Below are 15,224 nucleotides of genomic sequence, written 5' to 3' on the forward strand. Positions count from 1 at the left end.
CGGGGGGTGCCGTGATTCGTTTAGTGCTGGCGGAGGACCAGGCGATGGTGCGCGGTGCGCTGGGCGCACTGCTGGGCCTGGAAGCGGATCTCGACCTGGTCGCCAGCGCGGCCGACGGCGAGGCCGCCTGGCGCGCGCTGCAGGCGCATGCGCCGGACCTGCTGGTCACCGATATCGAAATGCCCGGCCTCAGCGGCCTGGAACTGGCCCAGCGCATCCAGCGCCAGCAGTTGCCGGTGCGCGTCATCATCGTCACCACCTTCGCCCGCCCTGGCTTCCTGCGCCGCGCGCTGGACGCCGGGGTCGGCGGTTATCTGCTCAAGGATGCGCCCCCGCAGCGGCTGATCGAGGCGATCCGCCAGGTGCACCGCGGCGGCCGCGCGATCGATCCGGAGCTGGCGCTGGAAGCCTGGTCCGAGGCTGACCCGCTCAACGACCGCGAGCGCCAGGTGCTGCGCCTGGCCGGCGAGGGCGCCTCGGCCGGCGACATCGCCACGCAGTTGGGTCTGTCGTCGGGCACGGTGCGCAATTACCTGTCCGAGGCGATCGGCAAGCTCGGCGTCGGCAACCGCATCGAGGCGGCGCGGCTGGCCCGGCAGAAGGGCTGGCTGTGACGCGGCGCGCGGTTCGGCCTGAAACTTGCATGGCTCCCTGCGCTTGACTGCGCAGCGCAGTGCGGGGCGCGCGCGGCCTTCCTTCCACCCACTGGCCGACGCCATGCCCTCCACCACGATCAACCGCTATGGCGTGCCGCTGGCCCTGCTGCTGCTGTTGGGCATCAGCGGCGGGGTGCTGGTGGGCAGCGAACGCTTCCTCGCCGATGCGGCTGCCGTGCAGCGCAGCCATCAGGTCATCGCCGAGATCAACGGCCTGCAGCTCAACCTCGCCGACTGCGATGCCTCGCTGCGCGGCTTCCTGCTGCTGGACAGTCGCGAACACCTGGCCGACTTCCAGGCGTGCCAGCGCGCGCTGCCGCCGCGGCTGCAGCAACTGGCCGTGCTGCTGCAGGGCAACCCGGCCCAGCAGCAACGGCTGCAGCAGGTGCAGGCCCAGATCCAGACGCGCATGCGCGACAGCGCGCATGCGGTGGCCCGCTTCGAGGGCAAGGCGGTGGGGGCGCGCAAGCCGGATCCGGTGCGCGCGCGCCTGGGCCGCGAGATGTCGCAGGCGATCCGCCGCAACACCGACCGCATGGTGCGCAGCGAGCGCGCGGCGCTGGCCAGCAGCGCCCGCTCCACCGCCGCCAACGCCGACCTGTTGCGCCGGCTGGCGGTGGTCGGCATCCCCGCGGTGTGCGCGCTGACCCTGTGCCTGTACCTGCTGCTGCGCCGCGAGATCGGCCGCCGCAGCCAGGCCGAGCAGCGCGGCCACCATGCCAATGCGCTGCTGGTGGGCACCGTGCAGCAGATGCAGCGCACCGAACAGGATCTGCGCACGCTCAACCGCTGCAGCCGCGGGCTGCAGAGTTGCGTGCAGCAGGACGAGGCGGTGGAGGTCGCGCGGCAGGCGCTGGAGCGCCTGCTCGGCACTGCCGGCTGCAGCGTGTACTGCACCGACGCGGCGGGCGAGCAGGCCATTTGCGTCGCCCACTGGGGCGAGGATGCGGTATGCGCGCCGGCGCTGTCGCTGAGCGGCTGCGAAGGGCTGCGCCGCCGCGCCACCCAGATCCAGCGGCCGGGCGAGGCACCGGCCTGCGCGCACGCCGCCGGCGGCGCGCGGCATGGCACCTGCGTCCCGATGATGGTGCAGGGCGAACCGCTGGGCCTGATCCATCTGTCCAGCCGCGATCCGACCGTGCTGGAGCGCCTGCACCTGGTCGAGGTGGTGGCCGAGCAACTGGCGATGGCGTTGCACAACCTGCAGTTGCGCCAGCGCCTGCGCACGCAATCGATCCGCGATCCGCTGACCGGGCTGTACAACCGCCGCTACCTGGAAGAATCGCTGCTGCGCGAGCTGGCCCGCTGCGAGCGTCGCGACCAGCCGCTGGCGCTGATGATGCTGGATCTGGACCACTTCAAGGCGCTCAACGACCGCCTCGGCCATGCCGGTGGCGATGCCTTGCTGGCGGCATTCGGCCAGTTGCTGGCCGGGCTGGTGCGGCCGGAGGACATCGCCTGCCGCTACGGCGGGGAAGAATTCACGGTGATCCTGCCCGGCGCCAGTGCCGAGGTGGCGAAGCGCCGCGCCGAGCAGATCCGCGCCGCGGTGGCGGCGCTGCAGGTGCAGCACCAGGGCCAGACACTGCCGCCGGTGACCGTGTCGATCGGCGTGGCCGCCTATCCCGACCACGGGCGCAGCACCGCGGAACTGCTGCGCTGCGCGGATGCGGCGCTGTACCGCGGCAAGCGCAGCGGCCGCAACCGCGTCGCCGCCGCCGGCGACGCGCCATTGCGCGCCGAGACGGACCCCGGCGTTCGCCTGCTCAGAACGACCAGCTGAAGCTGAGCGTGCCGCTGCGCGGTTCGCCCCAGGCGCCGTAGCCGTAGATCTGCGCGTAGTAGCGCTTGTCCAGCAGGTTGTTGAGGTTGAGCTGCACCGAGAACGCCGACGACAGGCGGTAGCGCGCGAAGGCGCTGACCAGCGCGTAGCCGCTCTGTTCGAAACGGCCATAGGTGGCATCGACGTAGTAGATGCGGTTCTGCCAGTTGACGCCGCCGCCGACGGTCAAGTCGCTCAGGCTGCGCGGGGTGTAGCTGCTGTAGAGCTTGAGCGTGGTCTGCGGCAGCTGGCTGTTGATGTCGGCGCCGGCGACGTCCTTGGCGACGTAGCGCGCCGCGCCGAAGGTGGCGTTCCAGCCCGGCGCCAGCTCGCCGTTGAGTTCCAGTTCGAAACCGCGGCTGACCGTGCCCTGCGCCGCGACGTAGGCGGTCTCGGTGGTGCCCTGCACGAATCCGCTGGTGGCCTGGGCGACGTTGTCCTGGTCGATGCGGAACACCGACAGCGCGGCGTTGAGGCGGTCGTCGAACCAGGCGCCCTTGATGCCGGCCTCGTAGCTCTTGCCGATCACCGGGTCCAGGTAGGCGCCGCTGGCGGTGCGCGCGGTCTGCGGCTGGAAGATGTCGGTGTAGCTGGCGTAGACCGACCAGACGTCGTCGAGCGTGTACACCAGGCCGGCATAGGGCGTGGTCTTCTCCTGATGCAGGACATAGCCCGCCCCGCTCTCGCTGCCGTCCACCTTCCAGTCGGTGTAGCGCGCGCCCACGATCAGCTTCAGCGGATCGGCCAGCGACAGCCGTGCCGCCGCATAGCCGGCCTTCTGGGTGACGGTGCCGCGGCTGAACTCGCTGATCGGCGACCAGGCCGGCTCCGGGTACGCGCCGGTCCAGCCCAGGTAGCTGGGCAGTGGCCCGGGGAAGTCGAACGCGCCGGTGTTCACGTAGCGGCGGCGGTTGTAGCTGACTCCGGCCATCAGTTCGTGTTCGCGTCCGCCCAACTGGAACGGGCCTTCGGCGTAGGCATCCAGGCCGTCGACCTTGCGCCCGGTGATGTAGTAGCCCGAATACGGCACCACGCCGGCGCCGGTCTGCCGGTCGAAGCCGTAGATCGTGTAGTACGGGTAGAACAGCTTGTCGGTGACGTCGGTCTGGTCGTGGGTGGCGTTGAGCTTGAGTTGCCAGCCATTGCCGAAGGCGTGCTGCAGGGTGGCGAAGGCGCGCTTGCTGGTGGTGTCCCAGAACGTCCAGTCCGCGGCCGGGTTGAACCAGCGCGGGTAGTCGGTGCGGCTGCCGTCGGCGTACCACAGCGGAAAGCCGCCCCACGTGACGCCGTCGGACTGCTTGTTCTGGTAGTCGTAGCCCACGCTCAGTTGCGTGTCCGGGGTCAGGTCGGCATCGATCACCGCATAGCCCAGCGCTTTGCGCTGGCTGTATCGCTGCACGTACGAATCGGTGTCCAGGTAGCTGCCGATCACCCGCGCGCGCACCGTGCCGCTGGCGTTGAGCGGGGTGGTGACGTCGACCGTGGAGCGCGTGCGGCCCCAGCTGCCGGCGCTGACGGTGACGCTGCCGGTCAGTTCGGCGCTATCGGCGTGCTTGCGGATCAGGTTGACCGAGGCCGACGGGTTGCCGGCACCGGTCAGCAGGCCGGTGGCGCCGCGCACCACTTCCACGCGGTCGTACAGCGCAAGGTCCAGCGCCGAATCGCCGTAGCTCCAGTTCTGCACCATCGTGGTCGGGATGCCGTCGAACTGGTAGTTGTCGATGTAGAAGCCGCGCGCGTAGAACTCGAAGCGCTCGCTGTCCGAGCGCGTGCTGGACACGCCGGTGGTGTTCTCCAGCACGTCGATGATGTCGTCCAGGCCCTGATCCTCGATGCGCTGGTGGCTGATGATGCTCACCGACTGCGGGATCTCCCGCGGCGCCAGCTCGAAGCGGGTGCCGGCGCTGGTCTTGCGCACGCTGTAGCCCTCGGCGCGCTCGCCCTTGACGCTGATCTTGTCGAGGGTGGTGACGTCGCGTTCGGTGTCCTCGGCGCTGTCGGCGGCGGCTGGCGCCGCGAAGGCAGGCACGGCGGCCAGCAGGCAGGCCACGGCCAGGGCCGAACGGCGCGGAAAACGACAGGCGGGGGCAATACGGGACATCGCGGACTCCAAGGCAGCAGGCAGGGCCATCGCCGGCGCGAATGCAGCGCCGGACGACGTCGAGGGTGAGCTGGCTTGGCGCGTGGGCTCGCAGGCCGGCGTGGCGGGCTGCGGAACAACGGCGCTGGCTGGCGCGGCCGCGGTGCCGGATCGCCATGGAGGCAACCGGTGCGCGGGAACAACACGGGCGGACGAGCGCGCTCGTCCGCCGACAAGTGTAACGGCGGGCTGGGGCCGCGGCCATGTCGGCGCCGACACAAACGCCTGGCGCGGCCCGGAGATAGGACCGCGCCGGCCGATGCGCGCGAGCGGGGCCGGCGCGGCGGCGGTGTGTGCGTGCGCAGCCGGCAGCGCTCGCGCGGTCCCGCCTGCGTGTATGGGTGGACTACGCCTGGTCGCGCGGCGCAGCCGGGGCGACCGGCGTCGCCGCGCCGCGTGCCATGCTCGAGAACACGCCGTCGCGGCGTACCCAGGCATGGAACAGCGCCGCGCACAGGTGCGCCAGCACCGTGGCGAACAGCAGGTAGGCCAGCCAGCCGTGCGCGCTGCGCAGCCAGGCGTACAGCGCCGGGCTGTGCGGCGCGATCGGCGGCAACTGCACGCCCGGCCACAGCACGATCGGGTAGCCGCCGGCCGAGAGCATCGACCAGCCCAGCAGCGGCATCGCCAGCATCAGCGCGTACAACAGCCAGTGCGAGGCGTGTGCGGCGGCCTGCTGCCAGCGCGGCAGGTCGGCCGGCAGCGGCGGCGGCCGATGCAGCAGGCGGTTGCCCAGCCGCACCAGCACCAGTAACAGGATCGCGATGCCCAGCGGGCGGTGCAGGTCCAGCAGCCAGGGCCGCTGCGACACCGAGGCGACCATGCCAACGCCGACGAACAGCATGGTCAGGATCATCGCCGCCATCAGCCAGTGCAGCACGCGCGCGAGCAGGTTGAAGTGGGCGGAGCGGTCGTCGCGGTTCATTGCGCACCTCCGTGTGGCTTCCCGGTGGCGTCGGGCGCCTGGCCGCGGGCGATCTCGCGCTCGCGGCGGTTGAAGGACTGCGAGTACACCGCCGAGCGCGCGGCCAGGATCGGATCGTCGGAGGCGGCGATGCCGTGCGGCAGGATCAGCGGATCGTAGTTGAGGTCGCGGCACGGCCCGGTGGCCTGCGGTTCGGCATGGTCCAGCACCAGGGTGCCGGCGACCACCTGCTGACGGTCCTGCGGCAACGGCTGCGACGGGTCGTCGACCGGGTCGCCGGGCGCGGCCACGGTCAGCACCAGGTCCCAGCGCAGCGGCCCGCGCGCCAGCCGCGCCTGCAGGTCTTCGCTGAGGAAGTCGGCATCGGCCTTGGCGCGTTGCTCGGCCGACAACGGCGCGAACGGGGTCTGCGGCCGCATCGACCAGCGCACCGCATGCGTGCTGCCGTCGGCGGCGGTGAAGCGGAACGCGTTGACGCCGTTGTACTGGGTGTTGGCCCAGCTGTCCGACCACGGCGCGGTCTTGGCCCACTCCTGGAACTTCTTCGCCTCCGGGTAGCGCTGCAGGAACGCCGCCATCTTCGCCGGGTCCGGCTTGCCGGTGGCCGGATCCGGCCGCGCGGCCAGCGTCTGCGCCATGAAGCCCTCGGGGCTGGCGACCACGAAGAACGGGAAGCTGTTCATCGCCGTGCGCCATTCCTGGCCGTCGTCGCTGCGCAACTGCAGCGCCATGCTGCGCACGCGGGCGGCACCGTCGGCGCCATGCGGGTCGCCGCCGCCGATCGACAGCCGGCCCAGCACCGGCACCGAGGATTGCGCGAACACCCGCGCCGAGGACAGCGCGCTGCCCTGGCCGTTGCCCTCGAAATGGCCGCTGACGCACACGCCCTTGCTGTGCGCACGGCGAAAGCCCGGATGCGGCGGGCCACCGGCTTCGATGGCGTCGGTCATGCGCTGCGCGGTCAGCCGCTGCGGGCCGCCCAGCCAGCCGGCGCTCCAGGCGAAGGCGGCGGCGAGTACGGCGGCGATCGCGGCGATGCCGGCCAGCGCCAGCCAGGGCCGCCGGGGGGGCGGCGTGGGATCGGGACGGGACATGGGCGGCTCCTGTGGCGGCGGCGAGGGAGGGGCGTGGTCGGGCGCGTGGCAGGCGCTAGCAGACACGCTCGGGCATGAACGTGGTGCAGTCGTCGCGGTGCGCGTGCTGGCTGGCCTTCGCGCTGCGCCGTCGCAGCCGGCACGACCACGGCGGCGTCATCGGCGCTGCGCATAGAATCGCCGCATCTTGGGGCAGGGAGTCGACGATGGCGGGTGCGATCGGCTGGGTCGTGTTGGGGCTGGCGTTCCTGGCGCTGGGTGGGGACTCGATCGTGAAGGCGGCCTCCGGCCTGGCCCAGCGCTGCGGTGCCTCGCCGTTCGTGGCCGGGTTGTTGCTGGTGGCCTTCGGCACCTCGCTGCCGGAACTGGCGGTCAATGCGCGTGCCTACGCAGTCGGCGCGCAGGACCTGGCGCTGGGCAACGCGGTCGGCAGCAACCTGGCCAATCTCGGCCTGACCCTGGGCCTGGCCGCGCTGGCGGCGCCGCTGCTGCTGCGCACCCGCCTGTTGCCGCCGCTGCTGGTGCTGCTGACCCTGGCAACGCTTGCGCTGATCGGCTTCGGCCTGGATGGGGCGATCTCGCGCGCCGAAGGCGTGGTGCTGCTGCTGGCCTTTGTCGGCGTGGTCGCGTTCCTGTTGCTGCGCGCACGCCACGAGCCGGCCGCGCGCCAGCTCGGGGTGTCCGGCTATGCGGTGACCCGCACCGGGCTGGTGCTGAACCTGCTGCGCCTGCTGATCGCCATCGTGCTGTTGAACGCTGGCGCCAACCTGGTGGTGGCGCATGCGCCGCGGCTGGGCGCGGCCTGGGGTCTGTCGCCGCTGCTGGTGGGCCTGCTGCCGGTGGCGATCGGCACCGCGCTGCCCGAAGCCGCCGCCGCGGTGGCCGCAGCACGCCGTGGCCAGGGCGACATGGTGGTCGGCCACGTGCTGGGCGCGAGCCTGTTCAATCTGCTGGTGGTGATCGGCGGCATGGCAGCGCTGCGGCCGCTGCCGTTGCCGGCCTCGTTCGTGCGCCTGGAACTGCCCGCGGCGATCGCGCTGGCGGTGGTGCTGTACCCGATGCTGCGCGGCGATATGCGCCTGAGCCGCGGCGAGGGCGCGGTGCTGCTGTTGGCGTTCCTGGCGTGGGTGGGGTTGGAGCTGGCGTTGGTGGCCTGAGTGCCGGGAGTGGGGATTCGGGAGTGGGGATTCGAAAAAGCGGCTGGCTTCAGTCGTAGGAGCGGCTTTAGCCGCGACGGGCGTTCCCGGTAAAGCCTGTCGCGGCTAAAGCCGCTCCTACGCAGACCTGCGCGCTCAGCGCTCCTCCGGCTGCTCCGGCGGCGGCAGCCCTTCCTGGTCGGCGTGGTCGCTGCCCGGCACCTGCGGGCGTTGCTCCAGCATCAGCGACAGCGCTGCCTTGGCCATCATGTGCGCGCTGATCGGCGCGGTGATGAACAGGAACGCGGTGATCAGCAGTTCGCGCGGCTGCGGATCCTGGCCCAGGAACAGGTGATAGCCGACCGAGGCCAGCAGCACGCAGCCCACGCCCAGCGTGCTGGCCTTGGTCGGGGCATGCAGGCGCTTGAAGAAGTCCGACAGCTTCACCAGCCCCAGCGCGCCGATCAGGATGAAGAAGCAGCCGACGATCAGCAGCAGCGACAGCACGACCTGCAGCACGCCGATCATTCGACGATGTCCCGGCGCAGCACGTACTTGCTCAGCACCACGGTGCTGCCGAAACCGAGCATGGCGATGATCAGCGCCGCCTCGAAGTACACCGGCGAATCCAGGTACATGCCGAACAGCATCAGTTCGGCGATCGCGGTCACCGACAGCGTGTCCAGCGCCAGGATGCGGTCGGGCACGGTCGGCCCGCGCAGCAGCCGCCACAGCGCCAGCAGCATCGCCAGCGCCACCACGTGCATGCACACGACGATCGTGGTCTCGATGAACATGTGGCTGGTCATGGGAAGATCTCCATCAACGGCGCCTCGTAGCGCGTCTTGATCTGCCGGATCACGGTCTCGGCATCGTCCAGGTGCAGCACGTGCACCAGCAGGTACTTGCGGTCGTCCGACAGCGCCGCCGACACCGTGCCCGGGGTCAGGGTGATCATGCTGGTCAGCGCGGCGATGCCGTGGATGTTGGCGATGTCCAGCGGCACCCAGATGAAGCCGGGGTGGATGCGTTTCTCCGGGCCTAGCACCTGCAGCGCCACCACCACGTTGGAGCGCACGATGTCCCAGGCCGCCACGCACAGCATCTTCGGCACCGAGCGCAGCGAGCCGATGCGCGCGAACTCGCGATCCAGGCGCGCGGCGAACAGCGGCACCGCCACGCCCAGCACCGCGCCCAGCAGCAACTGGCCGAGACTGAAGCTGTCGCTCATCAGCAGCCAGAACGCGGTGACGGTGATGCTCAGCGGCCAGGACGGGAACAGGCGGCGCGACCAGGGACGGGCGGACATGTCAGGGCTCCCGCAGGATCGGCGCGGTGCCGCGCAGCTGGGTGGTGTAGTCGGCTGGGCGCAGCAGTTGCGCGGCGGCGGCCTCGCTGTAATGCAGCAGCGGCCCGGCGGCCACGGTCATCGCCACGCCGTAGCCGAGCAGCAGCACGGTGGCGACGGTTTCCAGCGGCCGTGCCGGCGCCTTGCGCGGTGCCGGGCGCGGCAGCTCCACGGTGCCATCCTCGGCGGTGTCCTGGTCGCCGGGCACGCGCCAGAACAGGCGCACGCCGCCGCGGGTCAAGCCCATGATCACCATCAGGCTGCTGAGCAGCACTGCGGCCCACACCGGCCCGGTCAGCCCGCCCGGCGTCGCGCTGAGGATCGCCACCTTGGCCAGGAAGCCGGACAGCGGCGGCAGCCCGGCCACCGAGATCGCCGCGATCAGGAACAGCACACCGGGCACGGTCTTGCCCGGCAGCGGCGCGATGATCTCCTTGCGATCGCTGGCGCCGCCGCGGCGACGCCGGATCAGGTCGGCGATCATGAACAGTGCCGCGGCCACGAAGCTGCTGTGCGCCAGGTAGTACAGGCCGGCACCGAGCGTGCCCGGCGCATCCAGGGCGAAGGCCACGAACAGCGTCGCCGCCGAGACGATCACCAGATAGCCGATCAGCACCCGCAGGCGCACCGCCGCCAGCACTCCCAGCGCGGCCAGCAGCAGCGTCGCCAGGCCCAGCCACAGCAGCCAGTCGCGGCCATAGCCGTCCAGCGCCTGTGCCTGGCTGCCGAGGACCAGCGTGCTCACCCGCAGCACCGCGTACAGCCCGACCTTGGTCATGATCACGAACAGCGCCGCCACCGCCGCCGGCGCGCGCGCATAGGTCTCCGGCAGCCACAGGTACAGCGGCAGCAGCGCGGCCTTGGCGCAGAACACCAGCAGCAACAGGCCGAACGCGGCCTTGATCAGCGCCACGTTCTGCGGCGGCGCCTGCGCCACGCGCTGCGACAGCTCGGCCATGTTCAGCGAGCCGAGCAGCGCGTAGAGCAGGCCCAGCGCGATCAGGAACACCGTGGAGGAGGTGACGTTGAACACCACGTAGTGGAAACCCACGCGCAGGCGCAGGCCGCGCCCGCCGCTGAGCAGCAGGCCGTAGGAGGCGATCAGCATCACCTCGAAGAACACGAACAGGTTGAACACGTCGCCGGTCAGGAACGCGCCGTTGAGGCCGACCAGCTGGAACTGGAACAGCGCATGGAAATGCGGCGCGCGCCGGTCCCAGCCGGCGCAGGCGTGCAGCAGGCAGGCGCCGGCGAGCAGGGTGGTGGTGGCCAGCATCCACGCCGACAGGCGGTCGGCCATCAGCACGATGCCCAGCCGCGAGGGCCAGTCGCCGAGCAGGTAGGCGTGGACCTGGCCATCGCTCACCTGCACGCACAGCGCCAGTACCGTCGCCGCCAGCGCCGTCATCGCGGTCCACGCCACCGCGCGACGCACCTTGCGGCCATAGCGGCGGTGCTCCACGAACAGCGACAGCGCCGCGCCGAGCAACGGGATCAGGATCGGCAGGATCAGCAGATGGGTCACGGCGCCTCGCCTTCGCCGTCGCCCGGGTCAGGGCGCGCATCGACGTGGTCGCTGTGGTTGTCGCCGCGGCTGCGCATCGCCAGCACGATGCTCACCGCGGTCATCGCAAAGGCGATCACGATCGCGGTCAGCACCAGCGCCTGCGGCAGCGGATCGGCGTGCTCGGCCAGGGTCGGAGCGATGCCGTCGCGCAGCACCGGCGCCTTGCCCTGCACCAGCCGGCCGCCGGCGAAGATCAGCAGGTTGGTGGCGTAGGACAGCACGGTCATCCCCAGGATCACGTCGAAGCTGCGCGCGCGCAACAGCAGGTACACGCCCACCGCGGTCAGCACGCCGATCGCGCTCGCCAGTGCCAGTTCCATCAGTGCATCTCCCCGGTGATGGGCGAACGCCGCGCCGGGTCGATCTGCCCGCGCTGCGAATCGCGGGTGCGCGAAGGCTTGATCGTGCCCATCATCGACAAGGTCAGCATGGTGCCGCCGAACACCACCAGGTACACGCCGGTATCGAAGACCAGCGCGCTGGCCAGCGGTACGGTGCCGATCAGTGGCAACTGCAGATCCAGATGACCGCTGGTCAGGAACGGCACCCCGAACAGCATCGAGCCCATGCCGCCGACCGTGGCCAGCAGCAGGCCCAGGCCGATGCAGCGGATGTAGTCGAAGCCGAAGCGCGACTCCACCGAGGCCGCGCCCTGGATCACGTACTGCATCAGCAGCGGCACCGCCAGCACCAGCCCGGCGATGAAGCCGCCGCCGGGCGCGTTGTGGCCGCGCAGGAACAGGAAGATCGACACGGTCAGGGTCAGCGGGAACATCAGCTGCGCCAGGTCCGCCGGCACCGGCAGCTTGATCGGCGGCCCGGGCATCACCTTTTCCGGCGCCATCCGCGCGCGCCGCAGCAGCGCGTGCACCACCAGCGCGGCGATGCCGAACACGGTGATCTCGCCGAAGGTATCGAAGCCGCGGAAGTCCACCAGGATCACGTTGACCACGTTGCGGCCATAGGCTTCCGGCAGCGCGCGCTGTAGCAGCTCGCCGGCCATGGTCGTCGCCGGCCGGGTCATCACCGAATACGCCAGCAGCGCCATGCTGCCGCCGGCGACGATCGCCAGGGCGGCATCGCGCCAGCGTCGCCAGCGTCGCGGTTCCGGCGGCGAGGCCTTGGGCAGGTAGTTCATGCCCAGCAGCATCAGCACCAGGGTCACCATCTCCACCAGCAACTGGGTCAGGGCCAGGTCCGGTGCCGACAGGAACACGAACACCAGGCTCACGCCCAGCCCGCTGCCGCCGAGCACCAGCACCGCCAACAGGCGTTGGTGGTACAGGAACAGCGTGGACAGCGCGCAACTGACGATCAGCAGCCACAGGCCCCAGCCCAGCAGCGGCATGCCCTGCGGCGCCGGCCACTGCTGCCACAGCGGCGGCGCGTGCAGCAGCGGCGCGGCCACCACCACCACCGCGGCCAGCACCAACCAGCGCAGGCTGCGCTGCAGGCGGCCGTTGGCGAGCACGCGGGTGAAGCGCGCGGCCACGCCGAACAGGGTCTGCACATGCCAGTGGAACACGCGCTTGCCCAGTGACCGGCGCACCTCGGTGTACAGCGCGGTCAGCCGGCGCAGGCCGAAATACAGCGCCACGCCGCCGACCACGCCGGCGATGCTCATCGCCAGCGGCGCGTTCCAGCCATGCCACACCGCCAGGCTGTAGTCGGGCAGGGCGTCGCCGAGGATCGCGCCGGCGGCGGCGCGCAACACCGGCGCCACGGTCAGCGCCGGCACGATGCCGACCGCCACGCACACCAGCACCAGGATCTCCACCGGGATCTTCATCCAGCGCGGCGGCTCGTGCGGCATCGTCTGCAGATCGCGCGGGCCCTTGCCGAAGAACGTTTCATAGACGAAGCGCAGGCTGTAGGCCACGCCGAATACGCCGGCCAGCAGCGCCGAGGTCGCGGTGAACAGGCGCATCGCCGCCGGGCCGTCGGCGCCCAGCGCCTCGGCGAAGAACATCTCCTTGGACAGGAAGCCGTTGAGCAGGGGGATGCCGGCCATCGACAGCGAGGCGGTGATCGCCAGCGCGCTGGTCACCGGCATCCAGCGGCGCAGGTTGCCGAGCCGGCGCATGTCGCGGGTGTGGGTCTCGTGGTCGATGATGCCGGCGGCCATGAACAGCGAGGCCTTGAACACCGCGTGGTTGAGGATGTGGAACACGCCGGCCACCACCGCCATCGGCGTGGACAGCCCGAACAGCATGGTGATCAGGCCCAGGTGCGAGATCGTCGAGTACGCCAGCAGGCCCTTGAGGTCGTGCTGGAAGATGGCGAACCAGGCACCGGTGAGCAGGGTGACCGCACCGATGCCGCTGACCGTGTAGAAGAACAGGTCGCTGCCGGCCAGCGCCGGATGCAGCCGCGCCAGCAGGAACACGCCGGCCTTCACCATCGTCGCCGAGTGCAGGTAGGCCGACACCGGGGTGGGCGCGGCCATCGCGTGCGGCAGCCAGAAATGGAACGGGAACTGCGCGCTCTTGGTGAAGATGCCGAGCAGGATCAACCCCAGCGCCCACGGATACAGTGCGCTGGCGCGGATCACGTCGCCAGCGGCGAGCACCGCGTCGAGCTGGTAGCTGCCGACGATGCGCCCCAGCAGCAGCACGCCGCCGAGCAGCGCCAGGCCGCCGCCGCCGGTGATCACCAAGGCCATGCGCGCGCCGTCGCGCGCGTCCTGGCGATGCGACCAGAAGCCGATCAGCAGGAACGAACTGATGCTGGTCAGTTCCCAGAACACCATCAGCAGCAACAGGTTGCCGGCGATCACCATGCCCAGCATCGCGCCCATGAACAGCAGCAGATAGGCGTAGAAGCGCGCCGCGTTCTCGCGTGCGCTCAGGTAGTAGTGCGCGTACATCACCACCAGCGCGCCGATCGCCAGCACCAGGCCGGCGAACATCCAGGCCAGCCCGTCCAGGCGCAGCGAGAACTGCAGGCCGATCTGCGGCAGCCAGGCGTGGTCGGCGCGGACGATGCCGCCTTCCAGCACCGTCGGTGTCAGTGCGCCCAGTATTGCCAAGCCCGCCAATGGCGCCAGCGCAGCGGCCCAGGCCAGGGTGGCGCGCGAGCGGTGGCGCAGGGCAACCACGGCCGCCGCCATCAGAAACGGCAAGGCCAGCAGGATGTCGAGGGCGGGGATCATGCAGGGAATACGAGATTCGCGAGCAGGAGCCCGAGTGTAACAGGCGCGTCACGGCGGTGGCCGGCGCGGGAACGAGAAGCGTGCACGGTCATGGCGACAGCGTAGCTGCTGGCAGGTGATGTGCTTGCGAGCGCGCGTGGGATGGGGACGCTGGCGATGCGCTATACGCCATGCGTGCTGCGCGGCGCGCGCCTGGCGTGTGGCCCAGGCATCGCCGTGGGTGAGCGCGTTCTGCAGTGCGTCGCGCGTCGCGCTCCATCCGGACGTTGGTGCGTGCGGCTCGGGTCGGGTCACCGGTGAGAGGGGACGATCGCTCGCGGCTGCGCATGCCTGCGCAACGCATCGCTTGTCAGGCTCACCGTCCGTGGTTTGACGTGCTGCAGGCCGATCCAGCGTGGTTCCAGCCGCAAACGGCGGCGCACCCACTATGCTGTGCAGATGACCGATTCGCTTGCTGCTGCATCCGCTTCCCCGATTTCCGTCGCCTCGCCGCGCATCGCGCTGGTGTTCGGCGGCAGCGGCCAGATCGGCGAGCGCCTGCTGCAGCGCCTGTTGGCCGACGGATGGCAGGTGCATGCCTACTCGCGTCAGGCGCGTGCGCCGCAACCCGGCCTGCACTGGCATGCCGGCGAACTCAGTGCGCTGCAGGCGCCGCCGGTGGCGGCCGACGCGGTGTTCAGTTGCGGGCCGCTGGACGCCTTCGCCGACTGGTACCGACGCGCGCCGGTCGTCGCGGCGCGCGTGGTCGCCTTCGGCTCCACCAGTCTGGAGGTCAAGCGCGATTCGCTGGATGCCGCCGAACGCGACGTCGCCCGGCGCCTGCGCGAGGCCGAAGCGATCGTGTTCGCGGTCGCCGCCGAGCGCGGCGCGGCGGCGACGGTGTTGCGGCCGACCCTGGTCTACGGCGCCGGCCGCGACCGCACCCTCAGCGCGATCGCGGCGCTGGCGCGGCGCACCGGCTGGTTCGTGCTGCCGCGCAGCGCCCGCGGCCTGCGCCAGCCGGTGCACGTGCAGGACCTGGCCGACGCGGCGCTGGCGGTGCTGGCGCATCCGGCCACGCACGGGCGCAGCTACGCCCTCGGTGGCGGCGAGACGCTCAGCTACCGCGAGATGGTGCGGCGGGTGCTGGCCGCACTGCGGCCGCCGGCGCGGCTGCTGACGCTGCCGCATGCGCTGTTCGCGTCGGCGCTGGCGCTGGCCCACGCCTGCGGTCGCCTGCAGGGCATGAACCGCGCCGCACTGCAGCGCATGCGCGAAGACCTGGCGTTCGATCTGCACCCGGCGCGGCAGGATTTCGGCTACGCGCCGCGCGCCTTCGCGCCGGATGCGGCGATGCTGGGCCTGGAATCAGGGGACACGGCGCAGCAGGGGTGAGGCAACAACGT

Annotated in this window: 13 protein-coding genes; 4 read left to right on the forward strand and 9 right to left on the reverse strand. The window is 71.0% G+C overall.

Translation table 11 applies throughout. From position 1 onward, the window contains the following. Positions 1-11: 11 nt before the first annotated feature. The gene (locus ACP93_RS02870; RefSeq protein WP_026143841.1) at positions 12-614 is read left to right on the forward strand and encodes a response regulator transcription factor; all 603 of its coding nucleotides are present in this window, start codon (positions 12-14) and stop codon (positions 612-614) included. 103 nt (positions 615-717) lie between these two features. Further along, on the forward strand, positions 718-2,439 hold the full coding sequence (locus ACP93_RS02875; RefSeq protein WP_048489276.1) for a sensor domain-containing diguanylate cyclase: 1,722 nt from the start codon (positions 718-720) through the stop codon (positions 2,437-2,439). Here ACP93_RS02875 and fhuE read toward each other — a convergent pair. From fhuE to ACP93_RS02890, 3 genes are all read right to left on the reverse strand, one after another. After that, positions 2,423-4,579 carry a ferric-rhodotorulic acid/ferric-coprogen receptor FhuE gene (fhuE, locus tag ACP93_RS02880; protein WP_048489377.1) on the reverse strand — a complete coding sequence of 719 codons (2,157 nt, stop codon included), beginning with the start codon at positions 4,577-4,579 and terminating at the stop codon, positions 2,423-2,425. The genes ACP93_RS02875 and fhuE overlap by 17 nt on opposite strands. Before the next feature lie 385 nt (positions 4,580-4,964). Beyond that, positions 4,965-5,543 carry a cytochrome b gene (locus ACP93_RS02885; RefSeq protein ID WP_048489277.1) on the reverse strand — a complete coding sequence of 193 codons (579 nt, stop codon included), beginning with the start codon at positions 5,541-5,543 and terminating at the stop codon, positions 4,965-4,967. Further along, entirely contained in the window at positions 5,540-6,637 is a 1,098-nt protein-coding gene (locus ACP93_RS02890) for a catalase family peroxidase (protein ID WP_048489278.1), read from the reverse strand. Before ACP93_RS02890 ends, ACP93_RS02885 begins: the two co-directional genes overlap by 4 nt. Before the next feature lie 206 nt (positions 6,638-6,843). Between ACP93_RS02890 and ACP93_RS02895 the strand changes: the two genes are divergently transcribed. Beyond that, the gene (locus tag ACP93_RS02895) at positions 6,844-7,794 is read left to right on the forward strand and encodes a calcium/sodium antiporter (protein ID WP_048489279.1); all 951 of its coding nucleotides are present in this window, start codon (positions 6,844-6,846) and stop codon (positions 7,792-7,794) included. 135 nt (positions 7,795-7,929) lie between these two features. On the opposite strand, the gene ACP93_RS02900 is transcribed toward ACP93_RS02895, so the two are convergent. From ACP93_RS02900 to ACP93_RS02925, 6 genes are read right to left on the reverse strand one after another with little or no spacing between them, the layout of a single operon-like run. Further along, entirely contained in the window at positions 7,930-8,301 is a 372-nt protein-coding gene (locus tag ACP93_RS02900; RefSeq protein WP_048489280.1) for a Na+/H+ antiporter subunit G, read from the reverse strand. Continuing rightward, on the reverse strand, positions 8,298-8,582 hold the full coding sequence (locus tag ACP93_RS02905) for a K+/H+ antiporter subunit F (RefSeq protein WP_010341381.1): 285 nt from the start codon (positions 8,580-8,582) through the stop codon (positions 8,298-8,300). The genes ACP93_RS02900 and ACP93_RS02905 overlap by 4 nt, the downstream gene beginning before the upstream one ends. Next, positions 8,579-9,082: a Na+/H+ antiporter subunit E gene (locus ACP93_RS02910; RefSeq protein WP_048489281.1), complete on the reverse strand. Its 504-nt coding sequence runs from the start codon at positions 9,080-9,082 to the stop codon at positions 8,579-8,581. The genes ACP93_RS02905 and ACP93_RS02910 overlap by 4 nt, the downstream gene beginning before the upstream one ends. A 1-nt stretch (position 9,083) precedes the next feature. Further along, positions 9,084-10,646: a monovalent cation/H+ antiporter subunit D gene (locus ACP93_RS02915; protein ID WP_048489282.1), complete on the reverse strand. Its 1,563-nt coding sequence runs from the start codon at positions 10,644-10,646 to the stop codon at positions 9,084-9,086. Further along, positions 10,643-11,008 (reverse strand): Na+/H+ antiporter subunit C, encoded by a 366-nt coding sequence (locus tag ACP93_RS02920; protein ID WP_010341385.1) that lies wholly within the window; start codon positions 11,006-11,008, stop codon positions 10,643-10,645. The genes ACP93_RS02915 and ACP93_RS02920 overlap by 4 nt, the downstream gene beginning before the upstream one ends. Beyond that, positions 11,008-13,839, reverse strand: coding sequence for a monovalent cation/H+ antiporter subunit A (locus tag ACP93_RS02925; RefSeq protein ID WP_048489283.1), 2,832 nt, complete (start codon positions 13,837-13,839; stop codon positions 11,008-11,010). The genes ACP93_RS02920 and ACP93_RS02925 overlap by 1 nt, the downstream gene beginning before the upstream one ends. A 438-nt stretch (positions 13,840-14,277) precedes the next feature. Here ACP93_RS02925 and ACP93_RS02930 point away from each other — a divergent pair, with 438 nt between their 5' ends. Next, entirely contained in the window at positions 14,278-15,213 is a 936-nt protein-coding gene (locus tag ACP93_RS02930; protein WP_048489378.1) for an NAD-dependent epimerase/dehydratase family protein, read from the forward strand. The last annotated feature ends 11 nt before the right edge of the window (positions 15,214-15,224 follow it).

Source organism: Xanthomonas sp. NCPPB 1128, assembly GCF_001043115.1.
GTDB lineage: Bacteria > Pseudomonadota > Gammaproteobacteria > Xanthomonadales > Xanthomonadaceae > Xanthomonas_A.